Raw genomic sequence first — 26,267 nt, 5'->3', positions numbered from 1 at the left:
CCCGGATAGCACAGGTCGCGCCTGGTGCCCGACTGAGGTAGATCTGCACTTAGATCTGCTGAATTTACAGGGGGTCCCAGCTTCTTTCGCTACTCGACGTACTTACTGGCGTTTTCACACAGCCTGGGTCGATAGCGGTCGTTAGCGAATGGCTGCAACCGTCACCATTGCGGACGATCCATACCTTGGGTCAGCATGGTGTTCGGATGCGTTCACCGTGAAATTTTCACCACCTATGAGATCGAGCGCCGACGCTGCTGAAAAACAGCGCCACTCAGCCGTCTAGTGTTGCCCGAACATTCCAAAAGGTGGATGAGATGCAAATGAGTTTGTCCCTGCACGCGGCAAAAGCACTGCTTGACGGTGGCATCGACGCCACTTCGGCCCTCAACAGCGCCCTGGAGCGCGTCATGCTGCATGCCTCGGAAGAGGACTATGCCGAGCTCAAGAAATCGTTCGGCCATGCCATGGCGGGCGTTCTCGCGGCGACTGTGGATGTGGCACTGCAAGCCTACCCTGAGCTGAAACCCGATAGCGACGCATGGCAAGAAATCGCCAGGGGTTGCGCTGCAAGAAGGGCCTGCAACAAAATTGAATGACCGATTCGGCATTCCTGCACGCCATGGGCCATACAGCGCCTATACCCTAGAAGCGGTGGGCAAGGTTTTCCAGCCATCTTTCGACACAGGAGTGACCATGAAAGAACACCATTACGCTGTCACCGTAAATTGGATAGGTAATACGGGTGAAGGTACTGCAAGCTACACGGCGTACCAGAGAGACTTCAACGTGGAGGCTCCAGGCAAGGCACCTATCCTTGGCTCTGCCGACCCTGCCTTTCGCGGGAACCCCGAACGCTGGAATCCTGAAGACATGTTGCTGGCCTCGATCTCGGCCTGCCACAAGCTTTGGTATCTTCATCTGTGCGCCGTCAACGATGTGAACGTGCTGGCATACGTCGATCACCCAGTGGCCCGAATGTTTGAAGGAGATGGCCAGCGTAAAGGCCATTTCAAGGACGCAGAGCTTAGGCCCCAGGTCATCATCAGCAGCCAATCAAATCTGGATCTTGCAAGACGCCTGCATGACAACGCTCACCACGAATGCTTTATTGCCAATTCAGTCAACTTTCCTATCAGGTGCAGTGCTGTTATCAAGCATCAAGACTAGTCGGTAGCCGTGATCTATCGCTCAGTGTTTTGATTCTCTTGACTGGGCAACCGCCGCAACGATATGGGGCACGGCGTAGGATTTAAACCAGTGATTCATGCCGGCAATCGCCTGCTGTGAGGATGGCAGGCTCCCTGCACCGATTAATTCTGAACAGGCTTGCGCCATCGCCTGAAGGATGCGTGCCGCTTCGGGAACGTAGGGTGAGTCCGTTTGGGTATCATGCCTGTCTCGGATAATTTTATAACGGATGTTCTCCGGCATCGTCCACGCGCTGATTAGAAACTCCATGACCGTGTACTCGACGCCGTTGATGTTGATGACGGCTGAACGGAGTGATTCGTCAAAGCCTGCAGCATCGATTTGCTCACAGCTATCGATAGCGGTATTCATCATTTCGCGAATCAGGTTCCAATCCGTTTTCATAAGCATCTCCTCTGCCTTTCTACAAAGACGCTCGGGGCCAAATTTTTTTCACCCGGAGTTTTCAAGATTACTACATCGTCCTAAGGAACGAATCGCAACTATCTGATTTAACGGTGAATTCTGTAGGAGCGGGCTTGACCCGCGAAGCAAGCACCGCGGTGCATGGCACCGGCTGCGCCGGTGTTCGCGGGGCAAGCCCGCTCCTACAAAGGATGGCGGCGCGACTGCTGGCAGTATCGCGCCTTCTTTCAATCCCCGACGTTTCGCAGGGCCTTCGTGCAAGTCGCCAGCCATGGCACCGTTGCCGCCCACCCTCGCGCACGTGATCAAAATTCAACTGACCGCTTTAACGGAGCCTAAGCGCATGACCAAACGAGAGCAGGAGGTTCTCCAGTTGCTACTGCTGGGAACAGCGAACACGGCCATACAGCTTGGCAGGATCGGAAAATGACGATCATGACGCTATGGATAGTGGGTGCTGGTGTTGTCGCACTGGTGCTCCTGGCATTCAAGATGAACCTGGTACGTCTTGAACACGCCAACGGGAACAAGCGACCAGGGTATTGGCTTGCCCTATCGATCCACATTGGCTTGGGCATCCTGTTTGTCATTGAAAAGCTTTCGTCTTGACCTGCCACCCCAAAAGCTCCAACGCTGGCGACCGGACGCGCATTCTTTACAGAACGCGCCCGGTTTAAACCCGCCCGCCGTGCCAGCGCGCGGGCTGAGGCGGGCCTGGAGGCGCCAGTCCCTACCCCATCCCAAGACCGCTCCCCCCCTGCTCAAGCACCCGGTCTGCCTGCCCTTGAGGCCTCGCGGTGCATCTGCGATAGCACTTTCCCTCACCTGCCCATTTCCACCGCCATGCTAGAGTGCTATCATTTTTTGCGAATGATTCTCAGTTTCGAATCTTAATAATTCTTAACTGATACCTGAACCGTTTGACTGATAGAAACAGCGTACGTCTCCAGTGAGGGAACACCGTAATGCGAGTATTGGTAGTTGAAGATGACCCGTCGGTTAGCCATTGGCTCGGCTGCAAGCTGCACGCCTCTGGCCATGCCTGCCGGACCATCGACAACGGCGAGGGCGCCCTGCAGATGATTGGCAATGAAGTGTTCGACGTCGTCATCCTGGACCGAATCCTGCCCAAGATGGACGGCATCGAAGTGCTTCGCCAGCTCGATGGCCAGCAGCGCCCGCCCATTCTGATCCTGTCCGCAAACGATCAAACCAGCGACCGGGTCGAAGGGCTGCGCGCCGGTGCCGACGACTACCTGGGCAAACCGTTCGACTTCAACGAACTGCTGCTGCGCCTGGAACTGCTCGCACGCCGCCACAAACCCCGCGCCCCGCAGGAAGTGGTGCAGGTGCAGGACCTCTGCGTCGACCTGGGCACGCGCCAGGTGCAGCGCGCGGGCAAGCGCATCGAGCTCACCGACAAGGAGTTCAAGCTGCTGCAAGTGCTGGCCGAACATGCCGGGCAAGTGGTCACCCGCAGCATGCTGCTGGAGAAAGTCTGGGGCTACAACTTCGACCCGCAGACCAACCTCATCGACGTGCACCTGTCAAAACTGCGCACCAAGCTGGAAAAAGGCTTCGAACACGCATTGATCAAAACCGTACGGGCCATCGGTTATGTCCTGGGCTGAACTTCGCCCACTCCTGACCACCAGCAGCCTGCGCCAAGCCACCACCATCGCCTTCATCTGCCTGCTGTTCTCGCTGATTTCGATCGTGCTGAGCAACCAGTTGCTTGAAGTGGTGATGCGCAGCCACGTGCGCGACATGATCCTCAACGACGTGCGCAGCCAGCAGTTGCAGGGCGCCATGGTCAGCGCCGAGCGGCTGAGCTGGGCACTGCGTTACCGCCAGCAGCTGGATGTGCGCAAGGAACGCCAGGCCACGGTGGTCGACCGCGACGGCAAGCTGTTGTTCGGCAGCCGCGGGTTGCTGCCCGAACCAACCTTGCCGGCCTCCGACCGCTTGCGCTGGTACCACATTACCCTCACCAATGAACAAGGCGAGGCTGCCGAAGTGCTGGGCCTGACCATCACCCTGGGCGATGGCGGCCAGTACTACAGCGCCTTCGACCTGCGGCCGATGCTCGAACGCACGCGCATCATTCCCCTGGCCACCGGCGCCGGGCTGCTGCTCTTGCTGCTGTCGATCCTGATTACCGCCCTGCCCTTCGGCCTGCACAACCTCTACCGCATCAACCGCATCCGTGACGCCCTGGCCCGCTATGCCAACGGCGACTACACGGCCATGGCCCCTGCCGTGCAGCATGGCGACGAATTCGACCAACTGGGCATCGAGATCAACCACGGCCTGCGGCGCATCAACAAGCTGATGGACGAGGTCAAGCACATCACCAGCCACATCGCCCACGAACTGCGCACGCCCTTGACCCGCCTGCAGAGCCGCTTGCTCAACGCCAGCGAACACCTCCAGGGGCCGGCGCGCGAGGAGCTGCTGTGCGCAGTACAGGACAGCGAGCGCATCCAGCACCTGTTCCGCGCCGTCATGCGCATCGCCGAGGTGGAAACCGGGCGCATGGCCTGCCATTTCGAAGTCATCGACGTACGCGAACTGCTCGAAGACGTGGCCGAGTACTACCAGCCATTGGCCGATGAACGCGGCTGCCGTTTCGAGCTGGAAGTACAGAAGGACTGCCAGCTGTTCGGCGACCGCGCCCTGCTGTTCCAGGCCTTGGCCAACCTGATCGACAACGCCCTCAAGTACGCACCACCGGGCCTGGCGATCACCCTGGCGGCGCGCGGGCGCAATGGCCAGGGGATGCTCCAGGTGCGCGACCGCGGCCCGGGTATCAGTGCCGCCCACAGCGAGCGGGCGATGGAGCGTTTTCAGCGCCTTGAACCCAAGGGCGATGTCCACGGCCATGGCCTGGGCCTGACGCTGGTGCGGGCGATTGCCGAGGTGCATGGCGGCGACCTGCGCCTGGGCGACAACCAGCCGGGCCTGGCAGCCAGCCTGAACGTGCGCAAACAGGTGCTGGCCGGGCGCTGAGCGGGCCTTCCTTAAGCATTCTTAATGGTTGTCGCCTTGCTCGGCAATTGAGAATCACTCGTAATATCAGCCACGCCCCGCCGGGGCCTTCCTGTTAACCATGCCCCGTTCGGAGATTTGCCATGACCCCTCACATCCGCGCCTTCCTCAACGACGAAAGCGGTGTTACCGCCATCGAGTACGGCATTCTCGCTGCCGCCATGGCCGCGGCCATCGGCATCATCTTCGGCGAAGACGGCGTGTTCATCTCGGCACTGAAAAACCGCTTCGAAGCCATCGGCAACCAGATCAGCGGCGGCAAGGGCGCGGCGCAGTAAGCCGCCGGCACCGCCATGAACAGCCAACTGGCCCTTATCGTCCTGCCACCGGCACTGTGCTGGGTGATCGCCTCGGACCTGCTGTATCGCCGCATCCACAACCTGCTGGTGGTGATGCTGCTGTTGGTCTGGTGTTCGCAGCCGCTGTTCGCCGTGTTCGGCCTCGGCCCCTGGGCTGCGATGAGCGCCGGTGAACTGCTGCCGATGCTGGGCTGCGCGCTGCTCGGTGCAGTGTTGGTACTGGCGGTCGGGTTCATGCTGTTCAGCATCGGCCAGGTCGGCGCCGGTGACGTCAAGCTGATGACCGTGCTGTGCTTGTGGAGCAGCGGCAACCAGATGGCGTTTCTCATCGTCACCGCCCTGGCAGGCGGCATCCTGGCCCTGGCCATGCCGGTGCTGGCGCCGCTGGAGCATACCTGTGCACTGCTCTGGCAACAGCTTGGCGCACGCCTGCCAGCGCTGGGCATCGGCATCCCCACCGTGCTCACCCGTGAGCGCCCACAGGGCCTGCCTTACGGCCTGGCCATCGCGACCGGCAGTTTCTTCACCTTGTTCTCTTCCATCCACCCCTGACGATCTGGTTGTCCCATGAAAACCCCTTCCGTCCTCTTGCTGGCAGGCGCCCTGGTCCTGGCCGGTGGCGCAGCCCTGCTGGCCCGCGTTCTGCTCGCCCCTCCACCGGCCGCCGTTGCCGCCGCCAAGCCCGCTACCCCGGAAAAGGCGCCGCTGGCCGTGCTGGTAGCCGCCACCGACCTGCGCCCTGGCCAGTTGATCGACCGCAGCATGCTGCGCTGGCAGGAAGTGCAGTCGCTGCCCTCGGCCGAGCAGTACTTCCAGCGTGGCCAGGGCAAGCTCGACCTGGGCGCCGGCGCCGTGCTGCGCCGCCCGCTCAAGGCCGGCCAGGCACTGACCGCCGCGCTGCTGGTGCGCGCTGGCGAGCCGGGCTTCCTGGCCGCGGTACTCAAGCCAGGCATGCGCGGCCTGTCGCTGCCCACCTCGGCGGTAGCCGTCAGCCAGGGGCTGGTCAGCGCCGGCGACCGGGTCGACGTGATTCTTTCGCTCAAGGTGGGCAAGAACGACGACCGCGACCTCGGCCCACCCAAGCTCGCCGCGCAAACCCTGCTGCGCGATGTGCGCGTGCTGGCCGTCAACCGCAGCGCCCGCGACCTCACCGCACGGCTGAACAGCGCTGAGCCGGCTGCACCGGCGGCAGCGGCAAACGACAAGGAAAACCGCTACTTCGAAACCGTCACCCTGGAAGTGACCCCGGCCCAGGCCGAACGCCTGGCCCTGAGCAAGGAAGCCGGCACCTTGCAGCTGGCCTTGCGTGGCAACCGCGAGCCGGGTGACGGCCTGCCCCGCAGCGGCACCCGCGAGGTCACCCGCCTGGCCCAGGCCACCGACGTGTACGCCAAGCCCGGGCTGGGCGACTCGCTGCCCGTGCTCTACCGCGGCGACCAGGTCGAATACGTACGCCCTGCGAAACCTTGAGATCCCGACCTGCCCCACCCGGGCATCGACTGGCCATTCCGGAAGCACTGACGATGACGTTCCCCCGCTCTCCCCTTTCCCTGGCGCTGACCTGCGCCCTGGGCCTGTTCTGCGCACTGCCGGCGCACGCCGAAGTGGTGGTGCTGGACCCACCCCTGGAGCTGCCGCCGCAGTACCCCGAAGCCGAGCAGCCCGAAGACCCGCAGGCCTACGCCGAGGAAGCGGCCTACCCGGCCGCCCCCGACGCCAACGCGCACCTGCCGGCGCACCTGACCGAGGTCAGCGAAACCCGCGACGTGCACCTGTTGGTCAAGCAGGGGCGCTTGCTGCAACTGCCCAGGGCCGCCACCCGGGTGCTGGTCGCTGACCCGAAGATCGCCAGCTTCCAGGCGCCCACCCCAGGCAGCGTGTTCGTCTTCGCCCAAACCGCAGGCACCACCACCCTGTATGCCCTGGACGACAAGGAACAGGTGATCGCCGCGATCCGCGTGGTGGCCGACTACGACCTCGACGCCCTGCGCAAGCAAGTGATCGCCGAAGTACCCGGCGCCCAGGTGGAGTTCAGCCCGGCCTCGGCCAACGGCCTGGTGGTGCGCGGCAGCGTGCGCACCCCACAGCAGGCGCACCAAGTGATCACTGCCGTGGAGAGCTACCTGGGCTCACCGCAGGACGGCACGCGCGGTGGCGGAGGTGGCGGCGGCGGCGGCGGCGGCGGCGGCGCTGCAGGCGGTGGTGGCAGCGAACAAGGCCCGCGGGTCATCAACCAGCTCAAGGTCGAGCTCTCGGCCCAGGTCAACCTCAGCGTGCGCATCGTCGAAGTGTCGCGCAGCCTCAGCTCGCAACTGGGCCTGAACTGGGAAGCCACGCTCAAGGACGGCAACTACTTCTTCCGCAACGGCGCCAGCCTGTTCGATGCCACCACCGGCGCCTTCAGTGGCGGCACCGTCAGCAACGCCGTGGCCGGGGGCTTCCACCGCTATGGCTCGACCACCGTGGCCGGCCTGCTCACCGCCTTGTCCCAGGACGGCTTGGCCACGGTGCTGGCCGAACCGAACCTGACGGCGATGTCGGGCGAAACCGCAGGCTTTGCCGCCGGCGGCGAGGTGCCGATCGTGATCACCACCAACAACAACATCACCATCGAGTACAAACAGTACGGCGTAATCATGCGCATGACCCCGACCCTGCTGTCGCCCAACCGCATCAGCCTGCATGTCGCCCCCGAAGTCAGCGACCTGTCCGATGAAGGCGCCGTGGAGCTGCAAGGCAACGTGATTCCAGCCTTCAAGGTGCGCCGCGCCGACACCACCGTGGAACTGGCCAGCGGCCAAAGCTTCGCCCTGGCCGGCATGCTGCGCAGCAACAGCGCCCAGCAGGTCACCGGCGTGCCCGGCCTGCGCAACATCCCCGGGCTTGGCCGGTTCTTCGAAACCCACACCTCCAGCCAGGCCGACACGGAGCTGGTGATCATCGCCACCGCCTATGTGGTCGAGCCCACCACCCCGGGCGAGCTGCAAACGCCAGGCCGGGGCATCGCCCAGCTCGATGCCCTGACCCCTGCCCAAGCCACCGCCGGCTACCTGTTCTGAGCCAAGGAGAACACCCCATGCGCTTTGCCCAACCCGTGCTCCTCAGCCTGGCGCTCGGCCTGCTGCTAGGCGGCTGCGACCGCAACTTCAACAACCAGCGCGTGGCCACCTACGCGCCCGGTGCGCCCATGCCGGCGATCCAGGCCGTGCCATCGGCACTGGTCGCGCAGCTCAAGACCACCCCAGCCGGAGGCCTGGACCAGGCCTCCCTGGCCGACCTCAACACCCTGCTGGCCCGCCAGGGCCGCCTGAGCCAGCAAACCCTGACCCTGCGCCCGGCCACCCCAGGCGGCGAGCAGGTTGCCACGCGCCTTGCCCAGGTGCTGCGCCAGCTGGGCGTGCGCCAGGTGATCGTCGCCCCCACCCAGCTGCAACGCAGCGGCGACACCGACCTGCAAGTAGTGTCCGAGGCCGTGGTCGCGCAAGTGCCCGATTGCCTGATCCGCGACCCCGACAGCGTGACCGTCAAGCCCTTCACCGCCATCGGCAGCCTGGGCTGCGCCAACCGCGCCAACATCGCCCGGATGGTCGCCGACCCTCGCGACCTGAACCGCGCCCAGGCCCTGGACGGCGGTGACGGCATCGCCGCCACCAACGCCGTCGACCGTTACCAGCGCCACGAAACGGTGGAACTGCTGGACATCAACTTCAACAAGGACTGACCGCGGAGCGCCCCGATGAACGACACCACGCGAACCCCACAGGCCAGCGCCGAACCACGCCCGGCGCTGGCGCTGTACGCCGCCAGCGGCAGCGATGCGCAGCTGTTCGGCCAGTACCTGCAACGCCTTGGCCTGTCGCCGGCGCTGGCCCAGGCCGGCGGCTTCAGCGCCGCCTTGAGCGGCTGCGAGCTGCACAGCGTGCCCGAGGTGCTGGTGGTCGACCTCGACGGCCAGGCCTCACCGCTGCAGGCCATTGCCGAGCTGAGCCAGGTATGCCCGCCGTCCACCCGCCTGGTGGCCCTGGGCAGCGCCCACGACCTCAACCTGTACCGCGCCCTGCTGCACGCCGGTGTGCATGACTACCTGTGCAAACCGGTGCCCCTGGACCAGTTCGCCAGCACCCTGCGCCGCGCCCGCGACCCGCAGGAACACGGCACCCCCGGCAGCCGCACCGGCCGCACCCTGGCCGTGACCGGCGTGGGCGGCGGGCGCGGCACCAGCACCGTGGTGGCAGCGCTCGGCAGGCTGCTGTCGAACGAACGCCACAGCAGCAGCGCAGTGGTCGACTTCGACCGTGGCCGCTGCGACCAGGCCCTGCTGCTCGGCCACCAGGGCGATGCCGGCCTGGCCGCCACCCTGGCCGCCAGCGAACTGGACTCGCGCCTGCTCGAACGCGCCATCGCCCAGATCGACGAGCGCCTGTACCTGCTGGCGCAAGCGCCCGACCTGCACGCCGCCGACAGCTTCAGCCGCGAACACCTGCTGAACCTGGGCGCCAGCCTGTGCCAGCTGTTCAACCAGGTGATCTGGGACTTGCCCAGCGGCCGCTGCCACGGCGCCCTGGATGTGCTCGCCCATGCCGACACGCGCATCCTGCTGTGCGACTTCAGCGTGCAGGATGCGCGCAACTGCCTGAACCTGCTGGGCGAGATTGGCGATGAAAGCAACGGCCAGCGCCTGCTGCTGGTGGCCAACCCACAGCGCCCCGGCAATACCGACGTGGTGGAGCGCGAGCAGTTCGAAGACTTCATCAGCCGCAAGGTCGACCTGGTGCTGCCCCACGCCGGCAGTGCCCTGGCCGACAGCCTGCTGGCAGGCCCGCTGCAGCTCAACCGCGCCCCGGCCCTGCGCCAGGCCCTGCTCGACCTTGCCGACCTGGCCTGCGGGCGCACGCCGGTGGCGCCGCCACTGGCCGCCGGCAACCTGATCCTGCGTCTGCGCCAGGCCCTCGGCCGCACGCGCCGCGCGGCCTGAACCAAGGAGTGCGCGCATGATTATCCGCCCCACCCGCAAAAGCCCCGAAGCCACACCCGGCAACCCGGCACCCGCCGCGGCCCGCGCTGCCAACGACGCCCCACAGCGCGTGGCCGCGGCGCGCCCGGCCGACACATTGGGCACGCAGAACCGCCGGCTGATCCGCAACCAGCTGTACGACCAGATCGACCCGCTCAAGGCCGCCGCCCTGGGCCGCGACGCCCTGCGCCAGCAGGTCGAGGGCGTGGTCCGGCGCATCTGCGACGACAGCCGCTTGCAGCTGTCGCGCCAGGAAGAGCAGGCCGTTTGCGAGGAAATGCTCAACGAGATGGTCGGCATCGGCCCGATCCAGCCGCTGCTGCACGATGACTCGGTGAACGACATCCTGGTCAACGGCGCCGGCACGGTGTTCGTCGAACGCTACGGCAAGCTGGAGCTTTCGCCCATCACCTTCATCGACGAAGAGCATGTGTTCAACACCGCCCAGCGCATCGCCGCCGCCGTGGGCCGGCGCATCGACGAGGCCAACCCGATGGTCGACGCGCGCCTGGCCGACGGCAGCCGGGTGAACGTGATCACCCACCCGCTGGCCATCGACGGCACCACCATCTCGATCCGTAAGTTCATGCGCCGCAACATGTCGCTGGAGATTCTGGCCGAGCGCAGCGCGCTGTCGGCCGACATGGTCGAGGTGCTCAAGCGTGGCATGCTGGCCAAGCTCAACATCGTGGTGTCCGGCGGCACCGGCGCGGGCAAGACCACCCTGCTCAACGCCTTGTCGCAGAACATCAGCGATGCCGACCGGGTCATCACCATCGAAGACGCCGCCGAACTGCAACTGCAGCAGCGCCACGTGGTGCGCCTGGAAACCCGCCCGGTCAGCGCCGAAGGCACCGGCAAGGTCGACCAGCGCGACCTGGTGCGCAACGCCCTGCGGATGCGCCCAGACCGCATCATCCTTGGCGAGGTGCGCGGCGGTGAATGCTTCGACATGCTCCAGGCCATGAACACCGGCCACGACGGCTCGCTCTGCACGGTGCACGCCAACACCCCGCGCGACGCCATCATGCGTTTGGAGAACATGGTGATGATGGCCGGCATGCAGCTGCCGCTGGAAGCCATTCGCCGGCAGATCGCCAGTGCCGTGAACCTGATCGTGCAGGTCGAGCGCATGCGCGACGGCGCCCGGCGCATCGTTTCGGTCACCGAGGTGTGCGGGATGGAGAACGACGTGATCCAGACCCAGGAGCTGTACGGTTTCAAAACCACCCACATCGACGCCGAAGGCCGCCTGAGCGGCCAGTTTGTCGCCAGCGGCCAACGGCCGCTGTTCTACACCCAGCACGCGCACCTGTTCGGAGGCCTGTGATGAACGCGGTCCTCGACCTGTTCACCCTGGTGGTGTTCCTTGGCGTGCTGGTGGCGTTCTATGCCGTGCGCAGCCTCAGCGGCAAGCGCCAGCGCAGCCTGGCCCAGGCCGAGCGGCTGGCGGCGCTGAAGGCCAGCCTTGGCAGCGGTGCGGCGCTGCTCGGCGGCGACGATGGCCTGTTGCGCGACAGCACAGGGCCGGCGTTCACCCGCTGGCCGGTGATCGGCACCGCGCTGGCGCGGCTGTGGACCGACCTCGACACCCTGGGCTGGCGCGCCAACCTGCGCAGCCGGCTGGCCATGCTGCTGCTCGCCAGCCTGACCTTCGGCGTGCTGCTGGGCCGCGAAACACCGCTGCCCTGGCTGTACGGCAGCCTGCTGACGCTGCTGGCGTTCAGCCTCAGCGGCCTGGTGCTGTACCGCCAGGCCATGGGCAAGTACCTGCACCAGCTCAAGCTCGACCTGCCCCAGGCCATCGATGCCATCACCCGCGCCGCCCGCGCCGGGGTGCCGGTCAGCAACGCCTTCAGCATGGTCGCGCAGAACCTGGCCGGGCCCCTGGCCCGCGAGTTCGTGCAAATCGACAACTGGCTGCGCCTGGGCGTGCCATTGCGCCAGGTGATGCAGGAATCGGCCAACCGCGTGCCGCTCAACGAGTACCGCTTCTTCGCCGTGATCCTGATCATCAACATGGAAGCCGGCGGCCGACTGGGCGAAACCCTCGACCGCCTTTCGGCCACCCTGCGCGAACGCCAGGAGCTGTTTCTCAAGATCCAGGCGAAAACCTCCGAGGCCCGCGCCTCGGCCAAGATCGTCGCCGCATTGGTGCCCTGCGCGCTGGGCTACATGTACTTCAACTCGCCCCGGGACTTTCGCTTCCTGCTCAACGACCCCACTGGCAACAGCGTGCTGTTCTATGCCTTTGGCAGCGTCGCCCTGGGCCTGCTGATCACCCAACTGATGGTCCGGAGGATCGGATGACCCCATGGCTTGACGACCCCTTCGTGCTCACCGCGCTGGGCCTTTTGTGCTGCGGCCTGGGCATGGCGCTGATCGGCCTGCACCGGCGCCAGCGCCAACCGGTGCTGCGCGAGCGCCTGACCCGCGACAGCAGCGCCGTGCAGGCCCAGGCCGACATTCTGCGCGACCAGGCCCTGCAGGTTCCGCAGCAACTGCAAGCGCTGGCCCAGGCCAGCGCCCGGGTGGGCGAGCAACTGGCCGGTGCCGAGCGCGACCGGCGCAAGCTGCGCGAGTTGCTGACCTTGGCCGGCCTGCGCCAGCGTGAAGCCTTGGGCTTGCTGGTGCTGGGCAAGTACCTGCTCGGCCTGCTGCTGGCGTCGCTGGTGCTGCTGGCCGGCTTCGACAGCGGCCAGCGCCTGACCCTCAACGGCATGACCGCCGCACTGATCGCCCTGTTCGTCGGCACCCTGCTGCCAGAGCTGTGGCTCAAGGCCCGGGCCGCGCGCCGCGGCGGGCGCCTGGAGCGCAGCCTGCCCGATGCGCTGGACCTGATGGTGATTTGCGCCGAGGCCGGCCTGCCACTGGGGCGCATCCTGCAAGTGGTGGCCAAGGAGCTGGCCTTGTCGGCGCCGGAAATGGCCGAGGAACTGCGCTACACCTGCGCCGAGCTGCAACTGGTCAGCGACCGCGCCAAGGCCCTGCAGCATTTTGCCGAGCGTACCGGGGTCAGTGGCATCGAAAGCATGGTGTCGACGCTGATTCAGGCCGAGCGCTATGGCACCCCGCTGTCCCACGCCCTGCGCACCATTTCCGATGAAAGCCGCAAGACCCTGGTGCTGACCCTCGAAGAGCGCGCCGGCAAGCTGCCCGCGCAACTGAGCGTGCCGCTGATGACCCTGATCCTGCCGCCGATCATCGCCATGATGGGCGCCCCGGCCCTGGTGCGCATCGTGCGCCTGCTGACCCACTGACCCCCGACTTCCCACAGGTAACTGCCATGTCCCGTTCACTTATCGCCCTGTCGCTGTTCGGCGTTCTCACCCTCAGCGGTTGCAGCAGCCTGGCCCCGGCCCTGCACGCCAGCGCCGATGCCCCAGCCGGCCAGGAGGCCGGCGAAGCCTTGAAGCTTGCCCGCGTGTTGCGCGACAACGGCCGCTTGGCCGGTGCGTTCGAGGTGTACCAGCGCATGGACCAGCGCCAGCAGCTCAAGGGCGCCTACCTGGTCGAGTACGCCAGCGTCGCCGCCGCCGTGCGCCCGGCCCGGGAAGCCTACGCCCTGTTCGACCGTGCCCGCCGTGAGATCGGCCCCGACATGCCCGGCCTTACCGCCACCGAGCGCCAGGCCCTGTGCGGCGGCTTGGGCCGCGCCGCGCTGGCGCTGGGCAATGCCGCCCGCGCCGAAGCCGACCTGCGCTGCGCACTGGCCGTGCAAGGTGACCGCAGCCAGCGGGCGCAACTGCTGAACATGCTGGGCGTCGCCCAGGCCCAGCAGGGCCAGCACGCGGCGTCGCGCGAGTCGTTCAACCAGGCCCTGGAGCTAGACCCCGGCTACAGCGCCGCCACCAACAACCTGGCCCTGAGCTGGTTGGCCGACGGCCAGCGCAGCAAGGCCATTGGCCTGCTCAACACCGCGCGCAACGGCGCCGACGTCACCTTGCAACTGAACCTGGCCCTGGCCTACGTGCTCGACGGCCACGACGACACCGCCCGGCGCATTCTCGAAGAGCGCCTGGCACCGGACTACGCCGCCCGCGTGCTCGAACGCTTCCAGGCCACGCGCCAGCGCATCGAAGGCGGTGCGCCGATCGACAGCGAACTGCTCGCCGCCAGCCAGCAGCCGCTGCAACTGGCCAGCCAGGACTGAGTGGCAATGAAAGCAGCCCTGCAACGCCTGCGCCGCCAACAGGAGGGGGTGACCGCGGTGGAAACCGCGTTCATCCTGCCTGTGCTGCTGTTCGGCCTGATGATGTTGTTCGAACTGGCCCACATGGCCATGGTGATCGCTGCCGGCAACCTGGCCCTGGAACACGCCGTGCAGCGCTTTCGCACCACACCCGACTACTACCGGCTCAGCCCCGAGGCGATGGAGTCCCAGGTGGCCCAGCGCATGGTCGAGCGCAGCTTCAACCTGTTCGATGCCGGGGAGCTCAAGGTCGACGTGCTGCCGTTCGAGAACCTGCGCAGCTTTGGCGAGTCGCGCTACGGCCCAAGCCAGGACGACAGCACGGACCAGGAAGAGCAGCAGACCACCGACACGGCGCTGTCGCCGCCGATTCTCAGCGTCACGGTCGACCTCAAGCAGAACTACATGACCACCTTCCCCGCGCTGTTCGGCCTCGGGGATGGCTACCAGTACCAATACCGCCACTTGCTCGGCAACCTGCCCAGCCCGCTGCAAACCGAGGACGGCCAATGAATTTTCGTCGCAGCCAACGCGGCAGTGCCAGCGTCGAGGCCGCCCTGATCATGCCCATCCTGATCGGCGTCACCCTGCTCGGCGCCGACCTCTACACCCTGCACCAGGCGCGCAGCTACCTGGAGCAATCGGCCCATACCCTGGCCTCCACCCTGGGCGTGCAAAGCACGCTGGATGCCAACGGCCTGCAGGCCTTGGTGGACGAAGCCACGCGCATGACCGCGCGGTTGAACACCGACCTCGACCCGGTGCCGTTCGAGCTGATCGTGAGCAAGGTCGAGCCCGACCGCAGCATGGCCTGGCGGCCCCTGCACCGCGGCGGCGCCAGCGGCATCTGCCGGGCCAACAGCGCCGGGGCGCAGTACACCGGCGAGCTGCCGGAAGTGCCGCGCGCCGCCGACGACGACAGTGACGACGAGGCCAGCGACACCGACAGCTCGGTGGTGGTGGTGCAGCTGTGTACCGAGGTCGACCGGCTGGTGCTGAGTAGCCTGGTGCTCACCGACAAGACCCTGCAAGTGCAAGCTGTGAGCCGCCTGCAGCACGGCACGCCAACCCTGGACAAAGCCCTGACCCAGGAGGTCATGCCCCAGGGCGAAACCCAGTGACCGCCTGAACCGGCCGCGCCCGGCGGCCGGGTTAAGCAATCTTAATGGTACGGCGATTGCTGCTAACAAGAAGCATTCCTATCTTTGCAGCGCGGCCCGAGAAGGCCAGCACCACCCGCCTCGCCCAGGAACCCCTGCCCCATGCTTGCCACCCTGCCTCTGCGCCACCGGCTGCGACAGTTCGCCCGCCAGCAACACGGCGCCGTCGCCCCCTTCGCCATCCTGGTGATCGGCGGCGCCCTGCTGGCCACCGCCTTCGTCATCGAACAAACCCGCGCCCTGGAAAACACCGCGCAGCTCAAGCGTGCCACCGACGCCGCAGCCATGGCAGTGGGCAACCAGCGCCTGCTCGACGACCGCCTGAGCCTTGCCCAGATGCAGGGCCTGGCCGCCGGCTTCGTGCGCGCCAACCTGGGCACCGACCGCGAACTGATCGACCAGGTCGACAGCGGCGCGGTGGATGTGCAGCAAACGCGCGACGCCGACGGCAAGCTGAACATCACCGTCTCGGCCAGCTTCGTTGCCCATGCCGACATGCTGGGCGCCAATCCCCAGTCATTGCAGGTGAGTTCCACCGCAGAGGTGGTCAACCGCCCGGTGGAAGTGGCCCTGGTGGTGCCCAACACCCTCAGCGAGAACGACAGCGATATCGCCGCCCTGCGCCGCCTGACCCTTGAGTTTTCCAAACAGGTGCTGGGCACCCGCCCCGATGGCAAGACCTGGATTTCCCTGGTGCCCTACAGCCAGGCGGTGAACGTTTACGACGACGAGGACAGCAACCGCATCCGCCGCTGGGCCACCCCCAGCGCGCTCACCCCGGTGGAGCTGCGCTCGCTGTTTCGCACCGGCTACAGCGGCCTGGCCGACCAGCGCATTCCCGACCGGCGCGCCAACCTGCTGTGCATGTATCGCGGCCTGCGCCTGGGGGAAAACTACTTCTGGGACGAGGCGCCTTCCGGGCAGTTCAAGATCTACTACCGCCACGACTTGCCGGAGAACGGCAGCCCCGGCGCGCCGGCCATTTCCTGGGTCGGGCCGAACCCGGACTTCGGCCAGGCCTCGGGGGTCAACGACACCCGCTGGATGGTGGCCGACAAAGGCTGCCCAGCCGCCGCGCTGCTGCCGTTGACCCGCGATATCGACAAGATCGAGCGGCGCAGCGAGCAATTCACCACCCGCTTCAACACCAACTACGCCATCGCCATGGGCTGGGCCGCCATGGCGCTGTCCCCGCGCATGCGCGGCAGCGCCGGTTGGGGCGACAACGAACTGCCGCTGGACTTCAACGCCGACGGTGAAGGCGACAACGCCAAGATCATCGTGATGCTGGCCAACACCACCGGCAACTGGTTCGACACCGACGCCTACAACGCCGAGGTTGGCCAAGCCATCAACGGCGAGAACGGCAGCGTCTCGGCCAACGACGTCGCCGGCCAGCGCTTCACCCTGCTGTGCCAGAGTTTTCGCGCCCGTGGCCTGAAGTTCCATTTCCTCGGCGTGCGCCCTGGCGACCCGCAGGACTTCGGCCGCGTGCTGTTCGACAAGGTCGCCGGCCCCGGCCTGCAGGTGTGTGCCGGCAACGGCAGCATGACCTTCGCCAATGCCGAGAACTTCGCCGACGGCGAAGCGCAGATCAAGAACCTGCTGAGCGACATCGCCCAACGCATCAAACACGAGCGCTTCGTGCGCCTGATCGACTGACAAGGACCCGCCATGAGTGCTCCCCGCCCCCGCAACCCTGCCACCCCTACCCGCCTGGCGCTGGCGCTCGAACCGCGCATGATGTTCGACGCCGCCGCGGTGACCACGGCGGTGCAGACGGCCGAGCAGGCCGACGCCCAGCAGGCCGCTGCCGGCAACCACGCCCCCAGCCTCAGCGCCGAACCGGCACAGGCCAGCCACACGGTCAGCGAACAGGCCAGCACCAGTGCCCCACTGTTCAGCAATGCCGTGGCCAACAGCAACGACGAGGGCCAGGGCTTCGACACCCTGCGCATCACCATCGACAGCGCCGGCAGCCAGGAAGCGCTGGTGATCGACGGCACCCAGATCGTGCTGGAGCCGGCGGCTGGCGCAGGCGTTGAAACCCAGGGGGAGCACTTTAGCTACACCGTCACCACCGAAGGCACGCTCACCACCATCAACATCGCGCTGTCGTCGAGCAACGAGAAGCACAACACGGCCAGTTACCTCAAGGCGCTGGTCGAAAGCATCCAGTACCGCACCCTCGATGGCAGCCTCGACAGCGGCACGCGCACCGTAACCCTGGCGCGCATCAGCGACATGGGCGAGGACAACAACAGCAGCGAACCGGCCATCAGTGCCACGCTGACCCTGGTGAGCACGGTGAACCGGGCGCCGGAACTGCAATCCGATGCGCCGCTGGACCTGGCCCAGGGCATCGGCGGCCTGGGCAGCACGGTGCAGAAGGCGCTCTACAGCAGCGACGGCCATTACCTGTACAGCGCGGGCAGCGACGGCCGCCTGCAGGTATTCCAGGCCGATGCCCTGGGCAACCTGACGGCCCTGCAGAGCCTGGACGCGCCCCAAGGCCTGGGCACCCTCAATGCCCTGGTGATGAGCAGTGACGGCAACTTCGTGTACACCGCCGGCAGCGACAACCAGATCCACACCTACCGGGTGGCCGCCGACGGCACCCTGAGCCAGATCCAGGCGGTGCAGCTGGGCAGCGTCACCGGCCTTGCGCTGTCTGCAGATGGCACCCGGGTGTACGTCAGCACCCAATACAATGGCCTGGAGGTGTACCAGCGCGACTCGGTGCTGGGTGCGGTCAGCAGCAGCGTGGTGCAGTCGCTGAGCCAGGGCAGTTTTGGCAACGCCGCGCCAGACAAGGTCTACGTCAGTGGCGACTATGTGTATGTCACCACCGATCCGCAGTACATCGGCTTCGATACCCTCACCGTGCTCAAGCGCAATGCCGACGGCTCGCTCAGTGCAGTCGACCAGGGCGCAGCCAACCTCACCGCCGGCCAGTTCACCGGCCAGACCCTGCACAGCCTGGTGGTCAGCGACAGCGGGCTGATCTATGTAGGCGACCGCAAGGACGGCGTGATCCAGATTTTCCAGCTCGGCCAGAATGGCCTGGTGCGGCTCAACAGCGTCAGCCTGGCGAACGTCAACGCCCTGGCCATCAGCGCCGATGGCCTGCGCCTGTACGCCAGCACCAGCGATGGCAAGGTCACCCAATACCAGATCGGCGCCAATGGCACCCTGACCGCCAGCGGCAGCCTTGACGCCGCCGGTGCGCAAGGCTTGCTGGTCAGCCCCGATGGCCAGTCGCTGCTTGCCCTGGGCACGGGCATCGACCGTTTCAGCGCCGTGCGCAGCTACATGAGCGGCAGCGACCTGGCCATCGGCCAAGGCCTGACCTTGAGCGACAGCAACGCCGATGCCCTGGGCGCAGGGCTGGGCGACTACAGCGGCTTTACCCTGACCTTGCAGCGCCAGGGCGGGGCCAATGGCAACGACCAGTACGCCTTCGCCGCCGGCAACGGTTTCAGCGTGGACGGTGAGCGCCTGTTGAGCAACGGCGTGGAAGTTGGCCGCTTCACCCAGGCCAATGGCACGCTGACCGTGACCTTCAGCGCCGCGCTCACCCGCAGCCAGGCCAACAGCGTGCTGCAGCAGGTCATCTACCGCAACGCCACCGACACAGGCGCCGTCAGCCTGCAGTTGGTGGCCAACGATGGCCAGCTCGACAGCAAGGCGCAGGTCGTGGCCCTGCTGATCGGCATCAACAGCGCGCCCACCCTGAGCGCGCAACCTGTGGTGAACCCGGTGTACGACACCCCGGGGGTGCAAGTGCAGCTGTTCAGCGGCACCCAGGTGAGCACCGGCGAGGCCGGCCAGAGCATCACCGGGCTTGCCTTCGAACTCGACGGCCTGGCCGATGCCAGCGACGAGTACCTGCTGGTGGACGGCACCCGCATCGCCTTGGAGCAGTCCGCCAGTGGCACCCTGGCCAACGGCATGGCCTACAGCTACACCCGCGACGGCGCCAAGGCCACGCTGGTACTGACCAGCAGCAGCGGCCTTGCCACTGCCGCCGTGCAGAACCTGGTCGATGGCATCGCCTACCGCAACGAACACGTCAGCGCCGTCAGCGGCGTGCGCAGCATCACCCTGGCCAGTGTCACCGACAATGGCGGCAGCGGAGGCGGCGGCGTCGACACCCGGGCCCTGGCCATCACCGCGCAACTCACCCTGCGCACCGGCAGTGCTCCGCAGCTGAGCGACAGCTTCACCCCCGATGGCACGCTGATCTACTTCGACGGCAAGCTCGATGGTTTCAGCAACCACGTGATCAGCCTGACCCTGAGCGCCGATGGCAAAACCCTGGTGGTGGCCAGCAACAGCGCCACCAATGCCACCGGCACCGGCTACGTGCAGGTGTTTGCCCGCGACACCAGCAACGGCAGCCTGACCCTGCTGCAAACCTTCACCCAAGGCGCCAGCGACGACCCAGGCACCGTGGCCATCGAAGTCGACGGCCTGAACAAGACCAGCTCGGTGGCCTTCTCCGCCGATGGCAACTCGGTGTACGTGGCCGGCTATATCAGCGGCCAGGACGCCGGCACCCTGGTACTGTTCCAGCGCGACGCCAATACCGGCGAGCTGACCTACCAAGGCGTGCAGGCCCACCAGGGCGACGGCGCCGTGGCCAATGCCGATGGCCAGCTCGAAGGCGGCGTGAAAGGCCTGGATGGCCAGGTTGGGCAGATCGTGCTGTCGGCCGATGGCAAGTTCCTCTACACCGTGAACGGCGCCACGGTGGCCGACGGCAGTACCGGCAAGGCGACCGTGGGCATCTACGCCCGCGACCCGCAGACCGGCGCCCTGACCTGGGTTGGCAGCTACGCCGACAGCGCCAGCATGCCGCGCCCCAGCGGCCTGGTGTTGTCGCCCGACGGGGCCACGGCCTACATCAGCAACCTCAGCAGCCGTACCCTCACGGTACTCAGCCGCGATGCCAGCAGCGGCACCCTGACGTTGTTGCAAACGCTGACCCTCGACAGCATCAGCAGCGACCCGGCCAGTGCCGCGCTGCCAAGCAACACCGGCTTTCTCAACGCCAACGACATCATCATCGCTCCCGATGGCAGCACGGTGTACATCAGCAGCAACGACCCGGCCTACATCAGCAGCTTCAGCCGCGACCCAAGCAGCGGCAAGCTGACCTTCACCGGCGCCATCGATACCTATGCCCTGACCAGCAGCACCTTCCTGCGCGAAATGGCCATCAGCGCCGATGGCAAGACCGTCTATGCCACCACCTTTGGCGCGCAGAAACTGGTGGTGTTCAGCCGCGACCTCACCACCGGCGCCCTCACCCACAGCCACAACATCGCCCTGGGCATGAGCGCCAACCGGGTCATCATCAGCAGCGACGGGCGCAACCTGTACACCGGCGCCGTGCTGGTCAGCGGTGGGCTGGGGGTGCTCAACGCCCAGCATACCCAAGCCTGGAACCAGGGCGCGGACAACCTGTTCGCCGCAGGCCTTACGGTCAGCGACGTGGACTACGAGGCCCAGGGCAGCTATGCCGGCCTGGTGGTGACCGTCAGCCGCAGCGATGCGGCCCAGGCCGCCGACCAGTTCGCCTTCGTCAGCGGCAACGGCCTGACCCAGGACGGCCAGCGCCTGCTGCTCAACGGCCAGCCGGTGGCAACCCTGGTGCAAAGCGCAGGCACCCTGACCCTGACCTTTACCGGCGCGGTGGATGCACAAACCGTCAACGCCGTGCTGCATCAACTGGGTTACAGCGCAGGCCCCAGCGCCACCGACGCCCAGGTCAGCCTGACCCTGACATTCGACGACGGCCTGAAACAGAGCAGCCGCGAGATCGTGCTGCATGTCAACCACGCGCCCACCAGCAGCCAAGGCATGCCGGTACTGGGCAGCATCGAAGTCGAGCAACCGTTCCAGGCCACCTTGCCTTTGGCCGCGTTCACTGACGCCGAAGGCGACAGCCTGAGCTTCACCCTGCAGGGCCTGCCCGAAGGCCTGACGTTCGATGCCGCCACCGGCACCATCAGCGGCAGCCCGGCCGCCGGCAGCGTTGGCCAGTACAGCCTGCGCCTGGTGGTCAGCGATGCCCGCGGCGCCGAAACCGTGGTGCAACTGCAACTGGAAGTGCAGGCAGCACCGGACCAACGGCCGCAGCTGTCAGCCGACACCACCGACCTTGAACAGGTCGGCAGCGGCGTGAACCAGGACGACAGCGGCACCAACCTGATCGACTCGCCGCGCGACACCTTGCTCAGCGACGATGGCCGCTACCTGTACGTAATTGCCGATGCCAGCGGCTGGGACGGGTCGAGCAAGGCAGCGATCAGCGTGTTCAGCCGCGACGCCGACGGCCAGCTGACGCTGGTGCAAACCCTGGGCAGCGGTGACCTTACCCTCTCCGTGCCGGAGAAGGTGGTGTTGTCTGCCGACCAGAAATGGCTGTACGTAATCACCTCGGGCGACAACAGCGTGCAAGTGTTCGCCCGCAACAGCGACACCGGTGCCCTCACCCTGGCCAGCCATTTCAGCGCCGACAGCCTGGGCGAAAGCCTGCCGATGGTGGACGACATCGCCCAACATGGCGACAGCCTGTACCTGGCCACCAACGCCGGCCTGTTCGTGCTGCGCCAGGCCGAAGACGGCAGCCTCAGCCAGGTGGCCGCCTACACCGACTTCACCGGCCTTGGCAGCGTGCACCGCCTGCTGGTGAGCGCCGACGGCCAGTACCTGCTGGCCAGCGGCATGGGCGGCCAATACCTGCTGGCCACCCTGCGCATCGCCAGCGACGGCTCGCTGAGCCAAGTCGCCACCCTGGCCACCGGCAGCGAAACGCACAACTTGGCCGCCCTGGCCCTGAGCGCCGATGGCAGCTCGCTGTACGTGCTCGACAAGCAAGACAGCACCGTGCTGTACAGCATCGCCCTGGGCGCCGACGGCAGCCTGCAACTGCTCGGCAGCCAAACGGTACAAGCCGATGCCATCGACCTGGTGGTGGCGCGCAACGGCAGCGCCGTGTTCGTCGCCGGCGGCGAGCACCTGGAAAGCTTCGCCCGTACCAGCGACGGCCTGCTGAGCAGCCAGGCGCGCAGCTTCCAGCTGGATGAATGGGGCACCGAGCAACTGACCGGCCTTAGCCTCAGCGCCGATGGCCAGCACCTGTACCTGGCCGGCGATGTGGACGGCAGCAAGGTCGTCGGCCTGCGCATCAAGGTGGACGGCCTGCAGGTCACCGAAGGCGACGCCGCCACCCTGCTGCTGCCAAGCGGCGCGTTGAGCGACCAGCAACTGGATGCGCTGGGCGACTACCAGGGCGCGAGCCTGGTGATCGCACGCCAGGGCGGGGCGTCGAGCGACGACCTGTTCGGCTTTGTCGACGGCAATGGCCTGACCCTGCGCGACGGCCAGATTTTCAAGGGCGACACGGCGATTGCCAGCCTCACCCAGGCCGATGGCCAGCTGACCGTGCTGTTCATCGCCCCGCTGACCCAGGCCGATGCCCAGGCGATCCTGCGCCAGATCGACTACCGCAACCTCAGCCATGACCCGACCCGCGACGGCACCCGCCAGCAGGTGCAGATCACCTTCAACGACGGCGACGGCAACAACACCCGGCTGAGCGTGGACCTGACCCTCATCGGGGTCAACGACCCGGCCACTCTCGAAAGCCAGCCGTTGAACCCGACGCTGCAAGGCTGGGGCGACCCGGTGAACCTGTTCACCGGCACCCGCATCGACACCATCGAAAGCGGCCAGAACATCGCCCGGGTGGTCATCACCCTGGACGCCGTGGCCGCCCACGATGTAATCCGCGTGCTGGGCCAGAAAATCAACCTCGACCAGGCCATCGACTCCTCCCCCACGCTGCCTGACGGCCTGCAGTACATGATCCGCGTGGAAGGCGGTGTGACCACGCTGACCCTGTACGTCAACCGCTCTGCCGCCGACACCGCGGCACTGATCGACAGCCTGGCGTTCTACAACAGCGCCGGCGAGTTGAGTGGCAGCCGCACGCTCACCCTGGCCATCGTCGAAAGTGCCCAGGCGGACAATGTCAACCTCGACACCACCCTGGCCGATAGCGTCACCGTTACCCTGCAACGCAGCGCCGCCGACAACAGCGCGCCGCAAGTGAGCAACAACGGCGCCGCGCAGCTGTACAACGAGGCCGGAGCAGCGATCACCATCGCGCCCCAGGCCAGTGTCAGCGACGCCCAGTTCGATGCCTTGGGCAACGGCCTGGGCAACTACCAAGGCGCAACGCTCACGGTCACCCTGGACGCGCCCCAGGCCGGAGACACCCTGGCATTGCGCGAGGGCAACGGTCTGACCCTGGTGGACGGCACCCTGCTCAAGAACGGCGTGGCCATTGGCACGGTCGCCGTGGAAGGCGCCAGCCTGGTGGTGCACTTCAACGACGACGCCGGTACTGCGCCAACCCGCGCCGACGTCAACAACGTGCTGCGCCAGGTGACCTTCGCCAGCAGCAACCGCGCCCCGGCCGCCCAGGTGCACATCAGCGTGACCCTCAGCGATGGCCATTTGGCGTCGGCGGCGCTGGCGGTGACCGTGCAGGTGCTGCAGGTCAACGACGCCCCGCAAGTGGACAACGACCCGGTGCTGTCGCTGGGTGATTTCACCCTGAGCCATGAAGACGCAAGCCTGGCGGGGCTGGCCGATGTGCACAGCGCCGTGCTGAGCAGCGACGGCAAGACCTTGTTCGTGGCCGACAGCCAGGGCGTGATCGCCTGGTTCGCCCTGGCCGCCGATGGCAGCCTGAGCGCGCTGGGGCGCCTGCCTGCCAGCGAGGGCGTGACCATCGACAGCCTGGCGCTGAGCAGCGATGGCCAGTCGCTGTATGCCGTGGCCAATGGCGGCAACGAGGTGCGGACCTACCTGCGTGATGCCGACGGCAACCTGACTTTCGTGCAGAGCACGGGCTACCTCAGCGACCTGGGCAGCCTGAGCCAGGTGCTGGTGGACCAGGACGGCCGCCACGTGTATGTGGCCGGGGACTACGGCCTGGCCGTGTTCGAGCGCGGTGCCGACGGCGCCCTGACCCTGGCCAGCCAACTGGCGGGCAACGGCTTCTCGGCCCCCTACCTGTGGCAGCCCCGTAGCCTGTCGCAGCAAGGCGACCTGCTGGTGGTGACTACCGGTTTCCAGAACCACCTGGCGGTGATCGTCTACCAGCGGGATACCGCAGGTGTGCTGACGCTGGTCACCCATGCCGATGCCAGTACCGCCGGTGGCCTTGACCTTAGCGGGCTGGTGGGTGCGCAACTGAGCAGCGATGGCAGCACCTTGTACATCGCCGCTGGCAACGGCGTGACTCGCCTGAGCCTGAACCCGACCAGCCACACGCTGAGCCTGCTCGACCGTGTCGAGGTGAGCGGGATCAGTGACATGGCGTTGAGCGCCGATGGCCGCAGCCTGTACCTGGTGCTGGCCGATGGCACGGTCCAGCGGTATGCCAGCAGCGAAGGCCTGCAACGGCTCGACGAGCAGCATTCGGCGGTCGTCACCCAGGGCGGGCATATCCAGCTGGGCAGTGCTGGCCAGGTGTTGGTGATTGGCCAGGGCATTGCCCAGTTCGAGGCCCCCGGCGCTGCGCAGCCACACTACACGCTGGCCGGCGAACCGGTGGCGCTGGCCCCGGCCTTGCGCCTGGGCGATGCGGAAATGGACGCAGCCAATGGTGGCCTGGGCAATTACCAGGGTGCCAGCCTGAGCCTGCAACGCGAAGGCGGCGCGGTGGCCAGCGACCAGTTCGGCTTGATCGCCGGCAATGGCTTCAGCCTGGTCAATGGGCAGGTACTGCTCGACGGCCAGGTGGTAGCGCAGTTGCAGAGTGTCGACGGCGTACTGAGCGTGAAGATCGAGGCGGCGCTGACCCGCGCCCAGGCCAATGCCCTGCTGCACCAACTGTCGTATGCCAGCAGCGCGACGCAGACCGGCGAGGTACGCCTGGCGCTGACACTCAATGACGGCGCGTTGGACAGTGCCGCGGTGCGGGTGAGTGTGTTGGTGGGGGCGGCTCAGGAGCCAGTGGAGCCTGTTGATCCCGTGGATCCTGTAGACCCTGTCGATCCTGTAGACCCTGTAGACCCTGTCGATCCTGTTGACCCCGTGGAGCCTGTTGACCCTGTCGACCCAACTGAACCGACAAACCCTGTGGAACCCGTAGAGCCGACGGTTCCCGTGGATTCCGTCAACCCGGTCATCCTTGACGCCCAAGCGCCCTTCTGGCCTGCCCAGGCCACTGCGGCTGCCGCAACGGTCGAGCGCGATGCCCCACGGGCCGATGTCGCCGCCCAGGTGTTGCGCCAGATCGACGACAGCCAGGCCGCCTTCGACCGTCGCACCCAGGAGATTGCCGATTTGCCCGAGCCTGATGCGTTGCCCGAACACCGCGACGAGCCGGTGTCGCTGCGCCTTGGCGCGCCGTTGCTGGCCATCGACCCACTGGCTGTCGGGGTACAGGCCACACGCCACGACGTGCACCTGGCCGCCGCGCCCGGCGGCGTAATCAAGCTGCCAGGCGGCCTACTCAGCAGCCGCGACGGTCGCGTGCAAATCAGCGTGCGCCTGGCCAACGGCCTGCCGCTGCCAGCGTGGATTCGCTTCGACCCGCAACGCGGGGAGATCCAGGTACAGGGCCAGGCGCTGCAGCGCTACGGCCAGCTCGACTTGCTGCTGCGTGGCCAGGACAGCGCGGGGCACCAGGCCACGGTCAAGCTGCACCTGCATGCAAGCCAGGGCCAACCCCAGGCATCGGCCGAGCCGCTGCCTGGCCACCAGGGGCTTAGCGCGCAATTGCAGGCCAAGGCTAGCGGTAGCTGGATGAGTCAGGCCCAGGAGCTGCTGGTAACCGTCTTCGGCAACCGCTGAAAGGCGGCTGCGCGCAGGTGCCTTTTTAAGGCCTCTGGGTGCTCGCCGGCAGATTTTCA

20 protein-coding genes are annotated in these 26,267 nt (G+C 66.5%); 19 read left to right on the top strand and 1 reads right to left on the bottom strand.

Going from position 1 to position 26,267, the window contains the following annotated elements:
- Window positions 1-323: 323 nt before the first annotated feature.
- Together F3J44_RS25675 and F3J44_RS25670 are read left to right on the top strand one after the other, a co-directional pair.
- Complete coding sequence (locus tag F3J44_RS25675; RefSeq protein WP_167277230.1) at window positions 324-599, top strand: hypothetical protein; 276 nt, start codon at window positions 324-326, stop codon at window positions 597-599.
- Between the two features lie 97 nt (window positions 600-696).
- Entirely contained in the window at window positions 697-1,170 is a 474-nt protein-coding gene (locus F3J44_RS25670; protein WP_167277227.1) for an OsmC family protein, read from the top strand.
- Between the two features lie 21 nt (window positions 1,171-1,191).
- On the opposite strand, the gene F3J44_RS25665 is transcribed toward F3J44_RS25670, so the two are convergent.
- Window positions 1,192-1,596: a hypothetical protein gene (locus tag F3J44_RS25665; protein ID WP_167056319.1), complete on the bottom strand. Its 405-nt coding sequence runs from the start codon at window positions 1,594-1,596 to the stop codon at window positions 1,192-1,194.
- A gap of 447 nt (window positions 1,597-2,043) precedes the next feature.
- Between F3J44_RS25665 and F3J44_RS25660 the strand changes: the two genes are divergently transcribed.
- The 17 genes from F3J44_RS25660 (at window position 2,044) to F3J44_RS25580 (ending at window position 26,208) form a co-directional block, all read left to right on the top strand.
- Entirely contained in the window at window positions 2,044-2,226 is a 183-nt protein-coding gene (locus F3J44_RS25660) for a hypothetical protein (RefSeq protein ID WP_167277225.1), read from the top strand.
- A gap of 356 nt (window positions 2,227-2,582) precedes the next feature.
- Window positions 2,583-3,248 (top strand): response regulator transcription factor, encoded by a 666-nt coding sequence (locus F3J44_RS25655; protein ID WP_167056327.1) that lies wholly within the window; start codon window positions 2,583-2,585, stop codon window positions 3,246-3,248.
- Window positions 3,235-4,626 carry a HAMP domain-containing sensor histidine kinase gene (locus tag F3J44_RS25650; protein WP_167056331.1) on the top strand — a complete coding sequence of 464 codons (1,392 nt, stop codon included), beginning with the start codon at window positions 3,235-3,237 and terminating at the stop codon, window positions 4,624-4,626. Before F3J44_RS25655 ends, F3J44_RS25650 begins: the two co-directional genes overlap by 14 nt.
- Window positions 4,627-4,748: 122 nt before the next feature.
- The gene (locus F3J44_RS25645) at window positions 4,749-4,943 is read left to right on the top strand and encodes a Flp family type IVb pilin (RefSeq protein ID WP_167277222.1); all 195 of its coding nucleotides are present in this window, start codon (window positions 4,749-4,751) and stop codon (window positions 4,941-4,943) included.
- 15 nt (window positions 4,944-4,958) lie between these two features.
- Window positions 4,959-5,516, top strand: coding sequence for a prepilin peptidase (locus tag F3J44_RS25640; RefSeq protein ID WP_167277220.1), 558 nt, complete (start codon window positions 4,959-4,961; stop codon window positions 5,514-5,516).
- Between the two features lie 15 nt (window positions 5,517-5,531).
- Window positions 5,532-6,434: a Flp pilus assembly protein CpaB gene (gene cpaB, locus F3J44_RS25635; protein WP_167277218.1), complete on the top strand. Its 903-nt coding sequence runs from the start codon at window positions 5,532-5,534 to the stop codon at window positions 6,432-6,434.
- A 53-nt stretch (window positions 6,435-6,487) separates the two neighbouring features.
- A complete protein-coding gene (locus tag F3J44_RS25630; protein WP_167277215.1) occupies window positions 6,488-8,023 on the top strand; it encodes a type II and III secretion system protein family protein in 1,536 nt (511 codons plus the stop codon).
- A gap of 17 nt (window positions 8,024-8,040) precedes the next feature.
- Complete coding sequence (locus F3J44_RS25625) at window positions 8,041-8,685, top strand: CpaD family pilus assembly lipoprotein (protein WP_167277212.1); 645 nt, start codon at window positions 8,041-8,043, stop codon at window positions 8,683-8,685.
- Window positions 8,686-8,700: 15 nt separating this feature from the next.
- Window positions 8,701-9,939 (top strand): CpaE family protein, encoded by a 1,239-nt coding sequence (locus F3J44_RS25620; RefSeq protein ID WP_167056350.1) that lies wholly within the window; start codon window positions 8,701-8,703, stop codon window positions 9,937-9,939.
- A 16-nt stretch (window positions 9,940-9,955) separates the two neighbouring features.
- The gene (locus tag F3J44_RS25615; RefSeq protein WP_167056353.1) at window positions 9,956-11,308 is read left to right on the top strand and encodes a CpaF family protein; all 1,353 of its coding nucleotides are present in this window, start codon (window positions 9,956-9,958) and stop codon (window positions 11,306-11,308) included.
- Window positions 11,308-12,288 carry a type II secretion system F family protein gene (locus tag F3J44_RS25610; protein ID WP_205300183.1) on the top strand — a complete coding sequence of 327 codons (981 nt, stop codon included), beginning with the start codon at window positions 11,308-11,310 and terminating at the stop codon, window positions 12,286-12,288. Before F3J44_RS25615 ends, F3J44_RS25610 begins: the two co-directional genes overlap by 1 nt.
- Window positions 12,285-13,238 (top strand): type II secretion system F family protein, encoded by a 954-nt coding sequence (locus tag F3J44_RS25605; protein WP_167056360.1) that lies wholly within the window; start codon window positions 12,285-12,287, stop codon window positions 13,236-13,238. Before F3J44_RS25610 ends, F3J44_RS25605 begins: the two co-directional genes overlap by 4 nt.
- Before the next feature lie 26 nt (window positions 13,239-13,264).
- The gene (locus F3J44_RS25600; RefSeq protein ID WP_167277207.1) at window positions 13,265-14,131 is read left to right on the top strand and encodes a tetratricopeptide repeat protein; all 867 of its coding nucleotides are present in this window, start codon (window positions 13,265-13,267) and stop codon (window positions 14,129-14,131) included.
- Between the two features lie 6 nt (window positions 14,132-14,137).
- Window positions 14,138-14,683 (top strand): TadE/TadG family type IV pilus assembly protein, encoded by a 546-nt coding sequence (locus F3J44_RS25595; RefSeq protein WP_167277205.1) that lies wholly within the window; start codon window positions 14,138-14,140, stop codon window positions 14,681-14,683.
- Complete coding sequence (locus tag F3J44_RS25590; protein ID WP_167056369.1) at window positions 14,680-15,291, top strand: TadE/TadG family type IV pilus assembly protein; 612 nt, start codon at window positions 14,680-14,682, stop codon at window positions 15,289-15,291. Before F3J44_RS25595 ends, F3J44_RS25590 begins: the two co-directional genes overlap by 4 nt.
- Before the next feature lie 141 nt (window positions 15,292-15,432).
- Window positions 15,433-16,992 (top strand): TadE/TadG family type IV pilus assembly protein, encoded by a 1,560-nt coding sequence (locus F3J44_RS25585; protein WP_167056372.1) that lies wholly within the window; start codon window positions 15,433-15,435, stop codon window positions 16,990-16,992.
- A 12-nt stretch (window positions 16,993-17,004) separates the two neighbouring features.
- The gene (locus F3J44_RS25580; protein ID WP_167277202.1) at window positions 17,005-26,208 is read left to right on the top strand and encodes a beta-propeller fold lactonase family protein; all 9,204 of its coding nucleotides are present in this window, start codon (window positions 17,005-17,007) and stop codon (window positions 26,206-26,208) included.
- Window positions 26,209-26,267: the final 59 nt, after the last annotated feature.

The organism is Pantoea sp. Tr-811, assembly GCF_011752535.1.
GTDB lineage: Bacteria > Pseudomonadota > Gammaproteobacteria > Pseudomonadales > Pseudomonadaceae > Aquipseudomonas.
This window is presented reverse-complemented; position numbering and strand designations above follow the sequence as displayed.